Annotated in this window: 17 protein-coding genes; 10 read left to right on the top strand and 7 right to left on the bottom strand. The window is 65.2% G+C overall.

Annotated elements, in window-relative coordinates; translation table 11 throughout:
• Window positions 1-183: 183 nt before the first annotated feature.
• Complete coding sequence (locus tag FZI91_RS21245; RefSeq protein WP_155941205.1) at window positions 184-492, top strand: WhiB family transcriptional regulator; 309 nt, start codon at window positions 184-186, stop codon at window positions 490-492.
• A 77-nt stretch (window positions 493-569) separates the two neighbouring features.
• Here FZI91_RS21245 and FZI91_RS21240 read toward each other — a convergent pair whose 3' ends face one another.
• Together FZI91_RS21240 and FZI91_RS21235 are read right to left on the bottom strand one after the other, a co-directional pair.
• Window positions 570-1,691 carry an ArsA family ATPase gene (locus FZI91_RS21240; RefSeq protein WP_155941063.1) on the bottom strand — a complete coding sequence of 374 codons (1,122 nt, stop codon included), beginning with the start codon at window positions 1,689-1,691 and terminating at the stop codon, window positions 570-572.
• Window positions 1,688-2,659 (bottom strand): ArsA-related P-loop ATPase, encoded by a 972-nt coding sequence (locus FZI91_RS21235; protein WP_162526662.1) that lies wholly within the window; start codon window positions 2,657-2,659, stop codon window positions 1,688-1,690. The genes FZI91_RS21240 and FZI91_RS21235 overlap by 4 nt, the downstream gene beginning before the upstream one ends.
• 118 nt (window positions 2,660-2,777) lie before the next feature.
• Here FZI91_RS21235 and FZI91_RS21230 point away from each other — a divergent pair, with 118 nt between their 5' ends.
• From FZI91_RS21230 to FZI91_RS21215, 4 genes are read left to right on the top strand one after another with little or no spacing between them, the layout of a single operon-like run.
• On the top strand, window positions 2,778-2,939 hold the full coding sequence (locus FZI91_RS21230; RefSeq protein WP_005063257.1) for a DUF4177 domain-containing protein: 162 nt from the start codon (window positions 2,778-2,780) through the stop codon (window positions 2,937-2,939).
• A complete protein-coding gene (locus FZI91_RS21225) occupies window positions 2,936-3,409 on the top strand; it encodes a RidA family protein (RefSeq protein ID WP_155941062.1) in 474 nt (157 codons plus the stop codon). Before FZI91_RS21230 ends, FZI91_RS21225 begins: the two co-directional genes overlap by 4 nt.
• Entirely contained in the window at window positions 3,409-4,191 is a 783-nt protein-coding gene (locus tag FZI91_RS21220; RefSeq protein ID WP_162526639.1) for an MBL fold metallo-hydrolase, read from the top strand. Before FZI91_RS21225 ends, FZI91_RS21220 begins: the two co-directional genes overlap by 1 nt.
• Window positions 4,192-5,037 (top strand): EamA family transporter, encoded by an 846-nt coding sequence (locus FZI91_RS21215; protein WP_162526638.1) that lies wholly within the window; start codon window positions 4,192-4,194, stop codon window positions 5,035-5,037.
• A gap of 62 nt (window positions 5,038-5,099) precedes the next feature.
• On the opposite strand, the gene crp is transcribed toward FZI91_RS21215, so the two are convergent.
• Both crp and FZI91_RS21205 read right to left on the bottom strand, forming a co-directional pair.
• On the bottom strand, window positions 5,100-5,774 hold the full coding sequence (crp, locus tag FZI91_RS21210) for a cAMP-activated global transcriptional regulator CRP (RefSeq protein ID WP_162526637.1): 675 nt from the start codon (window positions 5,772-5,774) through the stop codon (window positions 5,100-5,102).
• Window positions 5,775-5,866: 92 nt separating this feature from the next.
• A complete protein-coding gene (locus tag FZI91_RS21205; protein ID WP_375234394.1) occupies window positions 5,867-6,220 on the bottom strand; it encodes a hypothetical protein in 354 nt (117 codons plus the stop codon).
• Between the two features lie 268 nt (window positions 6,221-6,488).
• Between FZI91_RS21205 and nth the strand changes: the two genes are divergently transcribed.
• The 4 genes from nth to marP all read left to right on the top strand — a co-directional run bounded on the left by nth (window position 6,489) and on the right by marP (window position 9,965).
• On the top strand, window positions 6,489-7,238 hold the full coding sequence (nth, locus tag FZI91_RS21200) for an endonuclease III (protein ID WP_155941199.1): 750 nt from the start codon (window positions 6,489-6,491) through the stop codon (window positions 7,236-7,238).
• Window position 7,239: 1 nt separating this feature from the next.
• Window positions 7,240-7,902, top strand: a complete 663-nt coding sequence (locus FZI91_RS21195) for a TlpA disulfide reductase family protein (protein ID WP_162526636.1) — start codon at window positions 7,240-7,242, stop codon at window positions 7,900-7,902.
• Between the two features lie 111 nt (window positions 7,903-8,013).
• The gene (locus FZI91_RS21190) at window positions 8,014-8,703 is read left to right on the top strand and encodes a CoA pyrophosphatase (RefSeq protein WP_239001945.1); all 690 of its coding nucleotides are present in this window, start codon (window positions 8,014-8,016) and stop codon (window positions 8,701-8,703) included.
• Window positions 8,700-9,965, top strand: a complete 1,266-nt coding sequence (marP, locus tag FZI91_RS21185; protein WP_155941061.1) for an acid resistance serine protease MarP — start codon at window positions 8,700-8,702, stop codon at window positions 9,963-9,965. The genes FZI91_RS21190 and marP overlap by 4 nt, the downstream gene beginning before the upstream one ends.
• On the opposite strand, the gene FZI91_RS21180 is transcribed toward marP, so the two are convergent.
• Both FZI91_RS21180 and FZI91_RS21175 read right to left on the bottom strand, forming a co-directional pair.
• On the bottom strand, window positions 9,939-10,910 hold the full coding sequence (locus FZI91_RS21180) for an alpha/beta fold hydrolase (protein ID WP_155941060.1): 972 nt from the start codon (window positions 10,908-10,910) through the stop codon (window positions 9,939-9,941). The genes marP and FZI91_RS21180 overlap by 27 nt on opposite strands.
• A 31-nt stretch (window positions 10,911-10,941) precedes the next feature.
• The gene (locus FZI91_RS21175; protein ID WP_162526635.1) at window positions 10,942-11,466 is read right to left on the bottom strand and encodes a phage holin family protein; all 525 of its coding nucleotides are present in this window, start codon (window positions 11,464-11,466) and stop codon (window positions 10,942-10,944) included.
• A 274-nt stretch (window positions 11,467-11,740) separates the two neighbouring features.
• Here FZI91_RS21175 and FZI91_RS21170 point away from each other — a divergent pair, with 274 nt between their 5' ends.
• The gene (locus FZI91_RS21170; protein ID WP_155941195.1) at window positions 11,741-12,448 is read left to right on the top strand and encodes a serine protease; all 708 of its coding nucleotides are present in this window, start codon (window positions 11,741-11,743) and stop codon (window positions 12,446-12,448) included.
• Window positions 12,449-12,478: 30 nt separating this feature from the next.
• Here FZI91_RS21170 and acs read toward each other — a convergent pair whose 3' ends face one another.
• Complete coding sequence (gene acs, locus FZI91_RS21165) at window positions 12,479-14,425, bottom strand: acetate--CoA ligase (protein ID WP_155941059.1); 1,947 nt, start codon at window positions 14,423-14,425, stop codon at window positions 12,479-12,481.
• Between the last annotated feature and the right edge of the window lie 14 nt (window positions 14,426-14,439).

Raw genomic sequence — 14,439 nt, 5'->3', positions numbered from 1 at the left:
ACAACCGTCCCAAAAAATTCTGGTCAGGTGTTGCGTTAGAGATCCCTGACCACTAACTTGATCTCACGGTGTGATTCAAGTTACACACCATGCGGACTGTGGCCCACGCCTCTTGTGGGCTGCTAGTGACAGAAGGGATCGCCAGTGTCAGCTTCATGGCTCGCCACCCGAAATACGAGTGCCTTGGATACAGCGGTATCTATCGATGGTGGAGAAGCGCGCATTGCGTGGGTTGCCCAGGCCAGATGCAGACAAGGCGACCCCGATGAATTGTTCGTCCGCGGAGCGGCCCAGCGTAAGGCCGCCGTCATCTGCCGGCACTGCCCGGTGATGATGGAATGTGGCGCCGACGCTCTGGACAACCGCGTGGAGTTCGGTGTGTGGGGCGGGCTGACCGAACGGCAGCGCCGCGCGATGTTGAAGGCTCATCCCGAGGTGGAGTCCTGGTCCGACTTCTTTGCCGCGCAGCGTAAGCACAAGAGCGCCGTCTAACTACTACTTAGCGCCGAGCGCGCACTGAGGCACCGAATCCGCGAGGGTTCTGTACTTCAGTGTGCGCTCGCTGCGCGTTACGACGCGACGCCGGTGATCTGATCGGCGATGGCGCGCAGCGCCTCGACATCGGAGACGTCGAACGGCAGCGACGGCACCCCAACGATCGGAACCGTCGGATTGGCGCTGGTGAACCGGGACAGCAGCCGGATCTCCCGCTTGGCGGTCGCCGCGCGCTCGGCGTGCACACGCAGCACGGCAGCCGGAAGGCTGTACTCGCCCGATTCTTCGAGAGTTACAGCGACGTCGACGGCACGCTCGACGGTCAGGCTAGACAGCGTGGGGTGCGTCCGGTTGAGGATGAGCCCCGCGAGCGGCATGCCCTCCTGCGACAGCCGCTCGACGAAGAAGGTCGCCTCGCGCAGCGCGTCGGGTTCGGCCGCCGAAACCACGATGAACTGGGTGCTGCGACGGCGGAGCAGCTCGTAGGTGCGGTCGGCCTTCTCGCGGAATCCACCGAAGGTCGAGTCCAGTGATTGCACGAACATCGAAGCATCGGAAAGCAATTGCGATCCGAGCACCGTCGACAGTGCCTTCATGGCCAGCCCAACCGCGCCGGTGACGATGCGTCCCAGGCCGCGGCTGGAGCCCAGCAGCATCTTCCAGAGACGTCCATCCATGAAGCTGCCCAACCGCTTTGGCGCGTCCAGGAAATCCAGGGCATTGCGGGACGGCGGCGTGTCAACCACGATCAGGTCCCACTTGTCTTCATGGAGAAGCTGTCCCAACTTCTCCATCGCCATGTACTCCTGCGTGCCCGACATGGAGGTGGCAACCGTCTGGTAGAACTTGTTATCCAGAATCGCTTGTGCGCGACCGGATCCCGCGTGCTGGACGACCAGCTCGTCGAAGGTGCGCCGCATGTCCAGCATCATCGCGTACAGCTCGCCCTTGAGGCCATCGATCTTCACCTGCTGCGGGGTGTTGCCCAGGTCTTCGATCCCGAGTGACTGCGCCAACCGACGGGCCGGGTCGATCGTCAGCACCACCACGGTGCGGCCATACTCCGCGGCACGCAGCGCCACCGACGCGGCGGTGGTGGTCTTGCCGACACCGCCCGCGCCGCAACAGACCACGACACGGTTCTTGCGGTCCTCGAGCAGGGCCGCCATATCCAGGACTGCGGGTGTGGTGCTCATCGGACTCCCTGCTCGCTCAGGCTCTCGGCCAGTTCGTAAAGGCTGCCCAGATCGACGCCGTCGGCCAGGGTGGGCAATTCCAGTCGCGGTATGTGCAGCTCCCCGAGCAGTTCCTCGCTCTCGGCGCGAGCCCGCATCCGCGTCGCGTGCTCGATAGCCTCGGTGAGTAGGCCGGCGAAGTCGGTATCGGACAGGGTTACGTTGTTATCGCTCAACGCCTTACGGACAGCGTCGGCGTCGATCACGCCCTCGGCGGCTTTGTCGAGATCGGTGGGTGACAGGTGCGGTTCCACCGTCCGGTTGACGATGACGCTGCCGATCGGCATGCCCATACCGTTCAGTTCGGCGATGGCCTCCGCTGTCTCTTGCATGGGCAGCGCCTCCAGCAGGGTCACCAGGTGGATGGCTGTCTGGTCCGAGTGCAGCAGCTTGCGCACACCTTCGGACTGGGAGTGAATCGGTCCGCCCTTGGCGACATCCGACAACGCCGATGTCACGTCGAGGAAGCGGGCGATCCGGCCCGTGGGCGGGGCATCGACCACGACGGCGTCGTACACATGCCGCCCCGACTTGTCGACGCGGACGATGCACTCCTTGATCTTTCCGGTCAGGATGACATCCCGGATCCCGGGCGCGATGGTGGTGGCGAATTCGATCGCCCCGATCCGCTTCATTGCGCGGCCGGCCAAACCGAGGTTGTAGAACATTTCGAGGTACTCCATGAACGCCGTCTCGATCTCGATAGCGAGCGCGTTCACCGCCCCTCCGCCCTCTGCGGTGGCGATCTTGAGTTCCTTCGGCGCCAGCGGCGGAACATCGAAAAGCTGGGCGATGCCCTGCCGGTTCTCGACCTCGACCAGCAGCACGTTGCGCCCGCCCGCCGCCAGCGCGAGAGCCAGCGCCGCGGCGATGGTGGACTTTCCGGTGCCACCTTTACCGGTCACGAAGTGCAGTCGGGCATTCGCCACTCGTGCGGGCCAGGCGTTGGCTGGGGTCCCTGCATCGTTGTCAGGGGAAGTGTTCACCACGCACGCATGCTAACCGGCTGCCATCGACTGGCAACGCACAACGCCCTAGGGTTCAGATATGACCGAACGCACCGCGTGGGAGTACGCGACCGTCCCGCTGTTGACACACGCCACCAAGCAGATCCTGGACCAATGGGGAAGCGACGGCTGGGAGCTGGTCAGCGTGCTGCCCGGTCCCACCGGTGAACAGCACGTCGCCTACCTCAAGAGGTCGAAATGAGCGCTCCCAGCGCTCGGTTGACTGAGCTCGGAATCGAACTGCCCGCCGTCGTGGCGCCGCTGGCCGCCTACCAACCCGCGGTGCGCAGCGGAAACCACGTGTACACCTCGGGCCAGCTGCCCATGGTCAACGGGACCCTGGAGACCGCCGGCAAGGTGGGCGCCGAGGTCACCCCGGAGGCGGCCAAGGCGCTGGCCCGCACTTGCGCCCTCAACGCGTTGGCTGCGGTGGACGCCCTTGTCGGGATCAACAACGTCGTCAAGGTCGTCAAGGTCGTCGGATTCGTCGCCTCGGCACCGGGATTCACCGGCCAGCCCGGTGTGGTGAATGGCGCGTCTGAACTGCTCGGTGAGGTGTTCGGCGATGCCGGGAAGCACGCACGCTCGGCCGTGGGTGTCGCGGAGCTGCCGATCAACGCCCCGGTGGAGGTGGAGATCTTGGTAGAAGTCCGCGCGGAAGCTTCCGCATAGTGCACCCCGCGTACGGGCAGCTGCGCCCGGTCACCGAAACCGCCTCGGTGCTCCTGGCCAACAACCCCGGGATGATGACGCTGGAAGGCACCAATACTTGGGTCCTGCGCGCGCCGGGCAGCGACGAGATCGTCATCGTCGACCCTGGCCCAGGCGTTGTTGCGGGTGATCCCGATGTGCACGTCGAGGAGCTCGCAAAAATCGGCAGGGTGGCCTTGGTCTTGGTCAGCCATCGGCATTTCGATCACACCGGCGGGGTGGACCGTCTCGTCGAGCTGACCGGTGCTCCGGTGCGCGCTGCGGATCCGGCGTGGCTGCGCGGGGATTCGGTGGCGCTGACCGACGGTGAGCGCATCGACGTTGCGGGCTTGTCCATTTCGGTGTTGGCGACCCCGGGGCACAGCGACGATTCGGTGTCGTTCGTGCTCGACGATGCGGTGCTGACCGCCGACACCATCCTCGGGCGGGGCACGACCGTCATCGCAACCGACGGCGGTGGTCTCGGCGACTATCTCGAATCACTGAAACGGTTGCAGGGGTTAGGCAAGCGGACGGTGCTGCCTGGCCACGGTCCCGAGCTGGGCGATCTGTCCGCGGTGTCTGCCGAATACCTGGCCCACCGCGAGCAGCGACTCGATCAGGTGCGCGGCGCACTGGCCGCACTGGGCGAGGACGCCTCGGCGCGGCAGGTTGTCGAGTTCGTGTACACCGACGTGGACCCCTCGCTGTGGGGCGCTGCCGAGTGGTCGGTGCAGGCGCAGCTGGATTACCTGCGCGCGTAAGTGAATTCCGTCCCGCTGGCCCTGACGGGCTCGCTGAGCTGGGGTGTCAGCGACTTCATCGGCGGGCACGCGAGCAAGAAGCGATCGACGCTGGCGGTGCTGGCGCTGAGCAGGCCCGTTGGGCTGGCAGTGGTCGTGCTGGTGGCTGTGTTTACCTCGTCAACGCATTTCGATGGCCGCACCCTGCTCGGAATGCTTTCCGGTCCCGCGGCTTTCACCGCGCTCTATGCGTTGTACCGCGCTCTCGCTATCGGGCCGATGGGGGTGGTGTCGCCGATTGCCGCGGTGGGTGCGGCGGTGCCGGTGATGTGGGGCGCGATGATCGGGCAGTCGCTGTCGGGGCTGACCTATCTGGGGCTAGCGGGCACCTTGATCGGCGTCATGTTGGCCTCGGCCTCACAAGGTTTGGACGGTCAGCGGCCGGGGCGACAGGTGCTGGTGTGGTCGTTCTTCTGCATGGTGATGTTTGGGGTCTGCATGATCCTGCTGGCCGAGGCCGGTAGGTATCACCCCGTCGAAGCGGTGGTGATCTCGCGCGCCACCGAGGTCGCGCTGATCCTCGTGCTGGGCGCGCTGCGCTGGAGGAGCCTACGAGAGAACCTGGGCCGGCCGTTCGGGGTGGTGCCGTTGGCGGGTGTGCTCGACACCTCGGCGATCCTGTTGTTCACCTACGCATCCGGGCACGGGAGCCTTGGGGTGGCCGCGGTGCTGTCCTCGCTGTACCCCGTGGTGACGGTCCTCATCGCGCGAGTTGTTCTGCGCGAGCGCCTCAGTCGGACTCAACAGGCGGGTGCGGTGCTGACGCTGGTGTGCGTCGCGGTAGTAGCCCTCAGCGCGTCACGCTGAGAAGGCACTCACGTACAGACCCGACCCGAAATGTGTACGTCAGTGCCTTCTCGACGGTGAAACTAGCGTGCGCGTCGGGCCAGGCGCTCGGAATCGGAGATCAGAACGCTCTTGCCCTCGAGACGAATCCAGCCGCGGTGCGCGAAATCGGCCAGTGCCTTGTTTACGGTCTCGCGGGAGGCGCCCACCAGCTGCGCGATCTCTTCCTGCGTCAGATCGTGCGTCACGCGTAGCGCGCCGCCCTCCTGGGTGCCGAACCGCTGAGCCAGCTGCAGCAGCTGCTTGGCCACGCGGCCGGGCACGTCGGTGAAGATCAGATCGGCGAGATTGTTGTTGGTGCGGCGCAGGCGACGAGCCAGCACCCGCAGCAGCTGTTCTGCGATCTCCGGGCGATCGGCGATCCAGGCGCGCAACGCGTCCCGGTCCATCGACACCGCGCGCACCTCGGTGATGGTGGTGGCGCTGGACGTCCGGGGTCCGGGGTCGAAGATCGACAGCTCACCGAACATGTCCGACGGACCCATGATCGTCAGCAGGTTCTCGCGGCCATCCGGTGATCGGCGGCCGATCTTCACCTTGCCAGTGAGGATGATGTACAGACGGTCGCCAGGCTCGCCTTCAGCGAACACCGTGTGTCCGCGCGGAAAGTCAACCGGCTGCAGCTGCTTGGTGAGCGCCGAGATCGCGCTCGGTTCGACACCCTGGAAGATTCCGGCCCTGGCCAGGATCTCGTCCACGTTTGCCCCTTACCCAGATTCGTTGGTCATGCTTACGCCGACTCACCTTGACATGAGTCTAGTGGCCAGGTCGCTAAAGAACGTGATCCAAGCTACACCGCTGCGCCACCGGCACGCAGTGAATCGACCACTGAATGCCTGGAGCGCAGGGAAGACACGCTCTCTTCACGCAGGCGATTCATCGGTGTGTGAGTCTCTTCGCGCACGCCGGGAGTCCCTCCCACTCGCGGGGGCCGCATCGACGGACCGTTCCCGCGCGGCTGGTTGTAGCCGCTCGCGGTGGCCTCGTAGACCGCCTCCAACGACGGCTCGATGCGTTGCAACTGACGGCGATGTAATCCCTCGATAGCGGACGGCATGCCATCGCGAGCGAGGCGATTCATATCCGATGGACTTGCTTGGTCCAGAAAATCGGCCACCTCGCTCGGTTGCAAGGTATGCCGCATCAACCCGGCTTCCAGCCGCGCCAGCCCAAGGCTGGCAAGCATGAGGAAGCCGGGAACGAGTAACCCGAATAGGCCCGACACGGATTGAAGTAAACACGCCCAAGATCTCGGCGAGGTCACGGAAATCAACCGGTTTGTGCTGCGCAGCGGGTGGATGAAGGTGGATCGCGCGCCCGCTCCGATTCGTCCCTCCCGCTACCCTGGGCTTGTGCCTGCCACCGGATCAGCCTCTAAGCCCAGAGCGAAGTCGGCGGTGAAGGCGGCCGGTATGTCGGGAAAGCCCTCAACGGCGTGGAAGACCGAAACGCACACCGGGCTGGTGCGTCGCGCACGCCGGATGAATCGAACTCTGGCGCAAGCATTTCCGCACGTCTATTGCGAGCTCGACTTCACCACACCGCTGGAATTGACGGTGGCCACCATCCTGTCGGCCCAATGCACCGACGTGCGTGTCAACATGGTGACGCCCGCGCTGTTCGTCAAATACCGCTCCGCAGAGGACTATGCCGGGGCCAACCGGACCGAACTCGAAGAAATGATCCGCACTACCGGCTTCTACCGGAACAAGGCGAACTCGATCATCGGGCTGGGCGCCCAGTTGGTGGAGCGCTACGGCGGCGAGGTGCCACCTCGGCTGAAGGACTTGGTGACCCTGCCGGGTGTCGGTCGCAAGACCGCAAACGTGGTCCTGGGCAACGCATTTGACATACCGGGTATCACCGTCGACACACATTTCGGACGGTTGGTCCGGCGGTGGCGGTGGACCGAGGAAGAAGATCCGGTCAAGGTCGAGCACATCGTCGGCGAGCTCATCGAGCGCAAGGAATGGACCCTGCTGAGTCACCGCGTGATCTTCCACGGGCGACGCGTGTGTCATGCCCGCAAGCCCGCGTGTGGGGTGTGTGTACTCGCCAAGGACTGCCCGTCGTACGGGCTGGGGCCGACGGATCCGGAACTGGCGGCACCGCTGGTGAAGGGCCCGGAGACCGAACATCTGCTCGCCCTGGCCGGGTTGTGACGTGGCACGGCTCACCACTGGAGCGCGGTGGACGCTGGTCGGAGTGGTGCTGGTCGCCGCGCTGATCGCGGTCATGCTGCTGCAACAACGGGACCGGCAGCGACCGGCGGGCCCGAGCGATCAGGAACCCGTCGCTGCCCGGGAACACAGAGATGCCGACACCCCGGAGGCACTCGCGCCGCTGCGCAGGCAGGCGCAACTGCCGCCGTGCCCACGCGCGGAGGGCCCAGCGGGCCCGCCCGAACTGGCGACGATCTCCTTGGAGTGCGCCGCGGACGGATCCACGGTGCAGGTCGGACCGGCGTTGGCGGGCCGCGCCGTGGTGCTGAACCTGTGGGCGTATTGGTGCGGACCCTGCGCCGATGAACTCCCCGCTATGGCCGAATTGCAGCGGCGAGCCGGCGACAAGCTCACCGTTGTCACGGTGCACCAGGACGAGAACGAGGCGGCCGGCATTGCCCGCCTGGCTGAACTTCACGTCGCGTTGCCGATGCTGCAGGACGGCGCCCGACGGATCGCGGCCGCGCTGCGAACGCCGAATGTCATGCCCACGACCATTTTGATCCGCGCGGACGGTAGCGTTGCCCGAGTGCTACCGCGTTCGTTCACTTCGGCGGATGAGATCGGTGCCGAGGTGCGACAAGCGTTGGGAGTGGAGTTCTAGGTGGTGACTTCCGATGAGCCGCTTGCGCGAAGAGAGTCAAACACCGATGAGCCGCTTGCGCGCAGAGGATTGAGCACGGCTCCGTTGGCGCCCGGCGCCGCCCCCGATTGGATGCGACCGCTGGTGGACAACGCCGCGGGGGTCAACGATATCTACGGCCGCGGCGTGCACCCCGCGATGAAGGCGGTGCTCCAGGCTCGTAAGTTCTCGTCCTCGGGGCGACCGGCAGCCGTGTTGGTGTTGGTGTCGGCCGACGGCAACGTGACTGACCCGGCGGAGGCCGATCTGCTGCTGACAGTGCGCGCCTCGACCCTGCGCCAGCACAGCGGCCAGGTGTCGTTCCCCGGCGGCGCGACCGACCCGGGTGACGGGGGACCGGTCGGGACGGCGTTGCGCGAGGCTCACGAGGAGACGGGGCTGGATCCCGGACGTGTACACCCGCTCACCGTGATGGACCCGCTGTTCATCCCGCCGTCGGGCTTCCACGTCTCACCGGTGCTGGCCTACTCGGCCGACCCTGGTCCGGTACTTGCCGTCGATCCGGGTGAGACCGCCGAGGTGTCGCGAGTCAAAATCGGTGACCTCGTCGACCCGGCAAATCGAATCATGGTGAGTAAGAAGACATTTGGCATCAGGTACAGCGGGCCGGCCTTTCTGCTGCCAGGGATGCTGGTCTGGGGGTTCACCGGACAGATCATCTCGGCGATGCTGGAGGTTTCTGGCTGGGCGCGACCGTGGGACACTCGTAACCTTCGTGATCTTGATGAGCTGCTGGCCGAGCACCTGGGAGGGTCGGTATGAATCTGAATCCATCGCAGTGGCTCGATATCGGTGTCGTCGCCGTCGCCTTTATCGCCGCGGTATCCGGATGGCGCTCCGGCGCACTGGGTTCCCTCATGTCCTTCGTCGGCGTGATTCTGGGCGCGGTGGCTGGGATCATGCTGGCACCGCATGTGGTGGCCAGTCTCGAAGGGGCGCGCACCAAACTGTTCGCCTCGCTGCTGCTCATCCTGGTGTTGGTCGTCATCGGCGAGGTTGCGGGCGTGGTGTTGGGCCGGGCTATGCGCGGCGCCATCAGGAACCGGGCGGTGCGTGCCGCGGATTCGACGGTGGGGGTAGTCCTGCAGGTGGCGGCCGTGTTGGTTGCCGCGTGGCTGCTGTCCATCCCGATGCAAAGCTCCAACCAGCCGAATATCTCTGCGGCAGCACGTGAATCGAAGGTACTCAGCCAGGTCGACAAGTACGCCCCCGACCAACTCCGCAAGGTCCCCAACGACCTGTCGAAGCTGCTGGATACCTCCGGACTGCCCAGCGTGCTGCAGCCGTTCGGCAAGACCCCGATCGCCGCGGTAGACGCACCCGACCCTGCACTGGCGAACGGGCCGGTGGTGCGCGGAGCCGAGCCCAGCGTCGTCAAGATCAAGGGTGTGGCCCGTAGCTGTCTAAAGTCGCTTGAGGGAACTGGATTCGTGATCGCCCCGCACCGGGTGATGTCGAACGCGCACGTGGTCGCGGGCACGAACAGCGTCACCGTCGAGTCGGCAGGGCAGACCTTCGAGGCCTCCGTGGTGGCCTACGATCCCAACGCGGATATCTCGATCCTCGCGGTTCCCGATATGCCCGCCGCGCCACTGGTGTTCGCGCCCAATCCTGCCAAGACCGGTGACGACGCGATTGTGCTGGGGTATCCCGGTGGAGGGGATTACAAGGCGACACCGGCGCGCATACGCGAGATCATTGAGCTGAACGGACCGGATATCTACCGTGCCAGTACGGTTACCCGCGAGGTGTACACCATCAGGGGTTCGGTGCTGCAAGGCAATTCGGGCGGTCCGTTGATCGACACGGAAGGCCGCGTGCTCGGTGTGGTCTTCGGAGCCGCCATCGATGATGACGACACCGGATTCGCGCTGACCGCCAAGCAGGTCAAGGATCAGCTCGCCAAGGCGGGGCTCGGCGAGCCCGTCAGCACTGGCACCTGCGTCTCAGCGCCGGAGGCCAACAAGACGCCGGAGCAGCACGTCAACGGGCCGCAGTCACCGGCGCCCAATAAAGCTCCGTAGGTATTCGTTGACGGCCGAGGGGTCTTCCTCGTGGCCGTAATGGCCGACCCCGCGTAGCGATACGAATTGCCCATCGGGTGCGTACGGCAGTGACCGTTGCACCGGATCGGTGAGCACGTACGGGTCGGCATCTCCGCGCATGTGCAGCAGCGGGACGGCCAGTTGGCGATCCATCGACCGCATGAATCGCCAACCTTCGCTGCGCAATTGGCTGCGCACCGCCCACCGTTGGTACTCCAGCGTGCAATGGGCCACCCCAGGGATGGCGATCGCAGTACGCAGTTGCCTTACGGTCTCGGCGAAATCGTCGGTGGTGGTCCATTGCGCGCCCGCCCGCGCCCGCACCAAGCGTTCCAGTTCGGCACCGTGATGGCGCAGCAGGGTGCGTTCGGGCAGGATCGGCACCTGGTAGCGCAGCAGCGAGGGCAGCAGCGCGCCGCCCTGCCCGGTTCCCCGGAATGTGGAGGCACGCAACGCGATCGGATGGGGCGAGCTCACCACGGCGATGGCGTCCACGAGACGCGGATGCAGGTTCGCGGTGGCCCAGCAGACCAGCCCACCCTCGGCATGTCCGACGAGTGTGGCCGAGGTGTGTCCCAAGGCGCGGATCAACCCGGCGGTGTCTCCGGCGAGCGTCCAGCCGTCGTATCCGCGTGGGGGCTTGTCGCTTCCGCCGTAGCCGCGCAGATCGACCGCGACTACCCGGGCATCGTTCAGCTCGCGGAGCTGATGGCGCCAGGACCACCAGAAGGAACCGAATCCGTGCAGCAGCAATACGAGCGGCCTGCTGGTGGCAGGTGTGTTGGATGGGCCGGCGCGGTCATTGTTATCGGCTTCGACCACGTGAAACCGAATGCCGTTGGCGTGCACATCGAAATGACGCCACGGCCCGACGATGCGGACAATGGACGGGTCAGGGTGGCGCGCCGTTTGGTCGAACAGCATGGGTGTGCCGGTATCGAGCCGACGGATCCAGCTACCAGCCCGACGGGTCTGCAGGCTTGGCCGACTTGGTCAGCGCGGGTGACTCGTCGTCTCGCGAGGTGAAGACGGTCCGTGTTTCCTTGACGCTCTCAATGGTCGCCTGGGGTCCGCGAATGCGCCTGACCTGGAGATATCCGATTAGTACCGCGAGGATCGCGACGAACACCATCGCGGCGAAGATGATCAGGTAGGCGGCCCAGGCCGGCAGCCAGACTTTGAGCACCTCCGCGGCGAAAAAGAAGAAGAAGAACGTCGAATAGAACAGCACCACGAGAGCCGCGATGAAGAAGATGCTGCCCGCCAGGCCCTTCTTGACATCACGCACCACCTCGGAGCGGGCGAGCTCCACTTCGGCACGGACCAGCGCGGAAACCTGTGTGGTGGCATCGCGGACCAGATTGCCGATGGTGGGCTCGCCGGTGCCGGTGGCATGCGGATCGGACAGGGGGATGGCGGCGACGGTGATCGGAACACCATTGCTGTCCGTGCGGTAGTTGCGGCTTCCAGGGCTGCTCACTCTGCTCCCTCCGTGTCCCTCGCGGGTCCGGTGTGATGTGGTGCGGCCTATGTTGCCACGTTGGGCAGGAGTGCCGCGATGTCGGTGTGGTTTCGCTCCGGGCGGCTCCCTGTGCGGCGATGTCGTTACCCAATCGATAGGTCTGTGACAGGAGTGACCAATGTGAATATTGCTTAGAATGGGCTGCAGGTGTGGCCGACGGGGGAGAGATGCGGCCGGTATGAGAAAGGCTGCTGCGATGAGCCGCTTGCGCGAGGAGCGTTGGGCACGGTCAATGAGGTCACCTGGGCGCTATGGACTGACGGTCCTGATGGTGCTGTTCGGCCTCGTTGCCGGTGCCATCCCGGCCGGCGCAGCTCCCGCAGCGGGTGCCGACGACAAGGTGCCGATGGGCGGCGGCTCCGGGCTGATCATCAACGGCGACACTCTGTGCACGCTGACAACGATCGGGCATGACAACAAGGGCAATCTGGTGGGCTTCACCTCGGCCCACTGCGGCGGCGCCGGTTCTCAGGTGGCCGCGGAGGACTATCCGAAGAAGGGCGTGCTCGGAAAGTTCGTCAACGGCAACGAGCAGTACGACTACGCGACCATCCAGTTTGACCCGGAGAAGGTGAATCCAGTCTCCACCTACAAGGGATTCGCGATCACCGGAATCGGGCCGGACCCGCAGCCCGGCGACATCGCCTGCAAACTGGGGCGTACCACCGGTAACTCCTGCGGTGTCACCTTCGGTGCCGGCGCAGAGCCCGGCACGTTCATCAACCAGGTCTGCGGGCAGCCGGGCGACTCAGGGGCGCCGGTCACCGTCAACGGACAGCTGGTGGGCATGATTCACGGGGCCGCTACCAAGCTGCCGGTGTGCATCGTCAAGTACATCCCGCTGCACACGCCGACGACCACGTACTCGATCAACACCGTGCTGGCCGATATCAACGCCAAGAACCGCACCGCCGGAATGGGATACACGCCCACTCCCTAGTTCCGTCGACACGGCGTGTCGCGCGTGGCCCTACTTGCTGGCGCGGATCGCCTCGAAGACGCTGGGGTCCACCAGGGTTGAGGTGTCACCCAGTTCGCGTCCCTCGGCCACATCCCGAAGCAGCCGGCGCATGATCTTGCCGCTGCGGGTCTTGGGCAGCTCGGGCACCACGTGAATTTCGCGGGGCTTGGCGATGGGCGAGATCTCTTTGGATACTTGTGCTTTCAGGTGTGAGACGAGCTCGTCTCCTTCGACGGTATGGCTGGACTTCAGGATCACGAACGCCACGATCGCCTGACCCGTCGTCTCGTCGGAGGCGCCGACGACGGCGGCCTCGGCTACCCCTTCGTACCCGACGAGCGCGGATTCCACTTCGGCGGTAGAGATTCGGTGACCGGAGATGTTCATGACGTCGTCGATGCGACCGAGCACCCAGATGGCGCCGTCGCTGTCATAACGCGCGCCGTCGCCGGCGAAGTACCAGCCCTTCTCGGCGTAGCGGGACCAGTAGGTCTCCTTGAACCGCTCTGGGTCGCCCCAGATACCGCGCAGCATCGACGGCCACGGTTGATCGAGCACCAGGTACCCGGTGACGGGTTCGTCGCTGTGGGCGGGTTCGAGCCGATTCCCGTCCTCGTCAACGATTTTCGCCGAGATACCGGGCAGGGCGCGCATCGCGGAACCCGGTTTGGCATCGGTGACCCCGGGCAGCGGGGAAATCATCGCCGAACCGGTCTCGGTCTGCCACCAGGTGTCGACGATGGGGGTGCGATTGCCGCCGATGACCTCGCGGTACCAGCGCCACGCCTCCGGGTTGATCGGTTCACCGACGCTGCCGAGCAGTCGCAGGCTGGACAGATCGTGCGCTAACGGGATCTCGCGGCCCCACTTCATGAATGTCCGCACCAGTGTGGGGGCGATGTAATAGATGGTGACGCCGTACTTTTCGATGATCTCAAAGTGCCGATGCTCGTTCGGGGAGGTGGGTGTGCCCTCGTAGACCACTTGAGTGGCGCCATTGGAGAGCGGGCCGTACACAATGTAGGTATGGCCGGTGACCCAGCCGATATCGGCTGTGCACCAATACACATCGGTCTCCGGCTTGAGGTCGAAGATGTTGAAGTGCGTGTAGGAAGTCTGCGTCAGGAAGCCGCCCGAGGTGTGCACGATGCCCTTGGGCTTGCCGGTGGTTCCCGAGGTGTACAGCAGGAATAGTGGATGCTCGGAGTCGAATGGCTGCGGCGTGTGCGTGATGCTGGCCGTGTTGACCGTCTTGTGCCACCAGAGGTCACGCCCCTCGGTCCATTCGACGGGAATCTCGGTGCGGCGCACCACCAGAACGTGTTCTACAGAGCTGGGTTCCCCCGCCAGTGCCTCGTCCACAGCGGCTTTCAAGGGCGCGGCGGTACCCCGGCGCCACTGACCGTCGGAAGTGATGACCAGCTTGGCTTGGGCGTCGTCGATGCGTGCGCGAAGCGCTGCCGCCGAAAATCCAGCGAAGACGACCGAATGCATCAGCCCAAGGCGCGCGCAGGCCAGCATCGCCACGATGGCCTCGGGCAGCATCGGCATGTAGATGGCGACCCGGTCACCGGAAACCAGTCCGAGTTCGGTCAGATAGTTGGCGGCCTGGCTGACCTCTGCCAGCAGGTCGTTATAGGTGATGGTGCGGGTGTCACCGGGTTCGCCCTCCCAATGGATGGCGACGCGGTCTCCGTTGCCGGCCTCCACGTGTCGGTCCACGCAGTTGTACGAGACGTTGAGCTTGCCGTCGACGAACCACTTCGCGAACGGTGCGTCGGACCAGTCGAGGACCTCGTTGAAGGGCTCGTCCCAGTGCAGGCGGCCTGCCTGTTGTGCCCAAAACCCGAGCCGGTCCTCCTCGGCCGCCTGATAGAGGTCGGGAGTTGCGTTCGCTGTCGCCACGAATTCCGGCGACGGGGGATAGCTATCCGGCTCAGTGCTGATTTCGGTCATCTGATCTGGCCTTT

The organism is Mycobacteroides sp. CBMA 271 (genome assembly GCF_009729205.1).
In the GTDB taxonomy this organism is placed as follows: domain Bacteria; phylum Actinomycetota; class Actinomycetes; order Mycobacteriales; family Mycobacteriaceae; genus Mycobacterium.
Note: the sequence above shows the minus strand (reverse complement) of the source record. Positions and strands in the feature narration are given on the sequence as shown.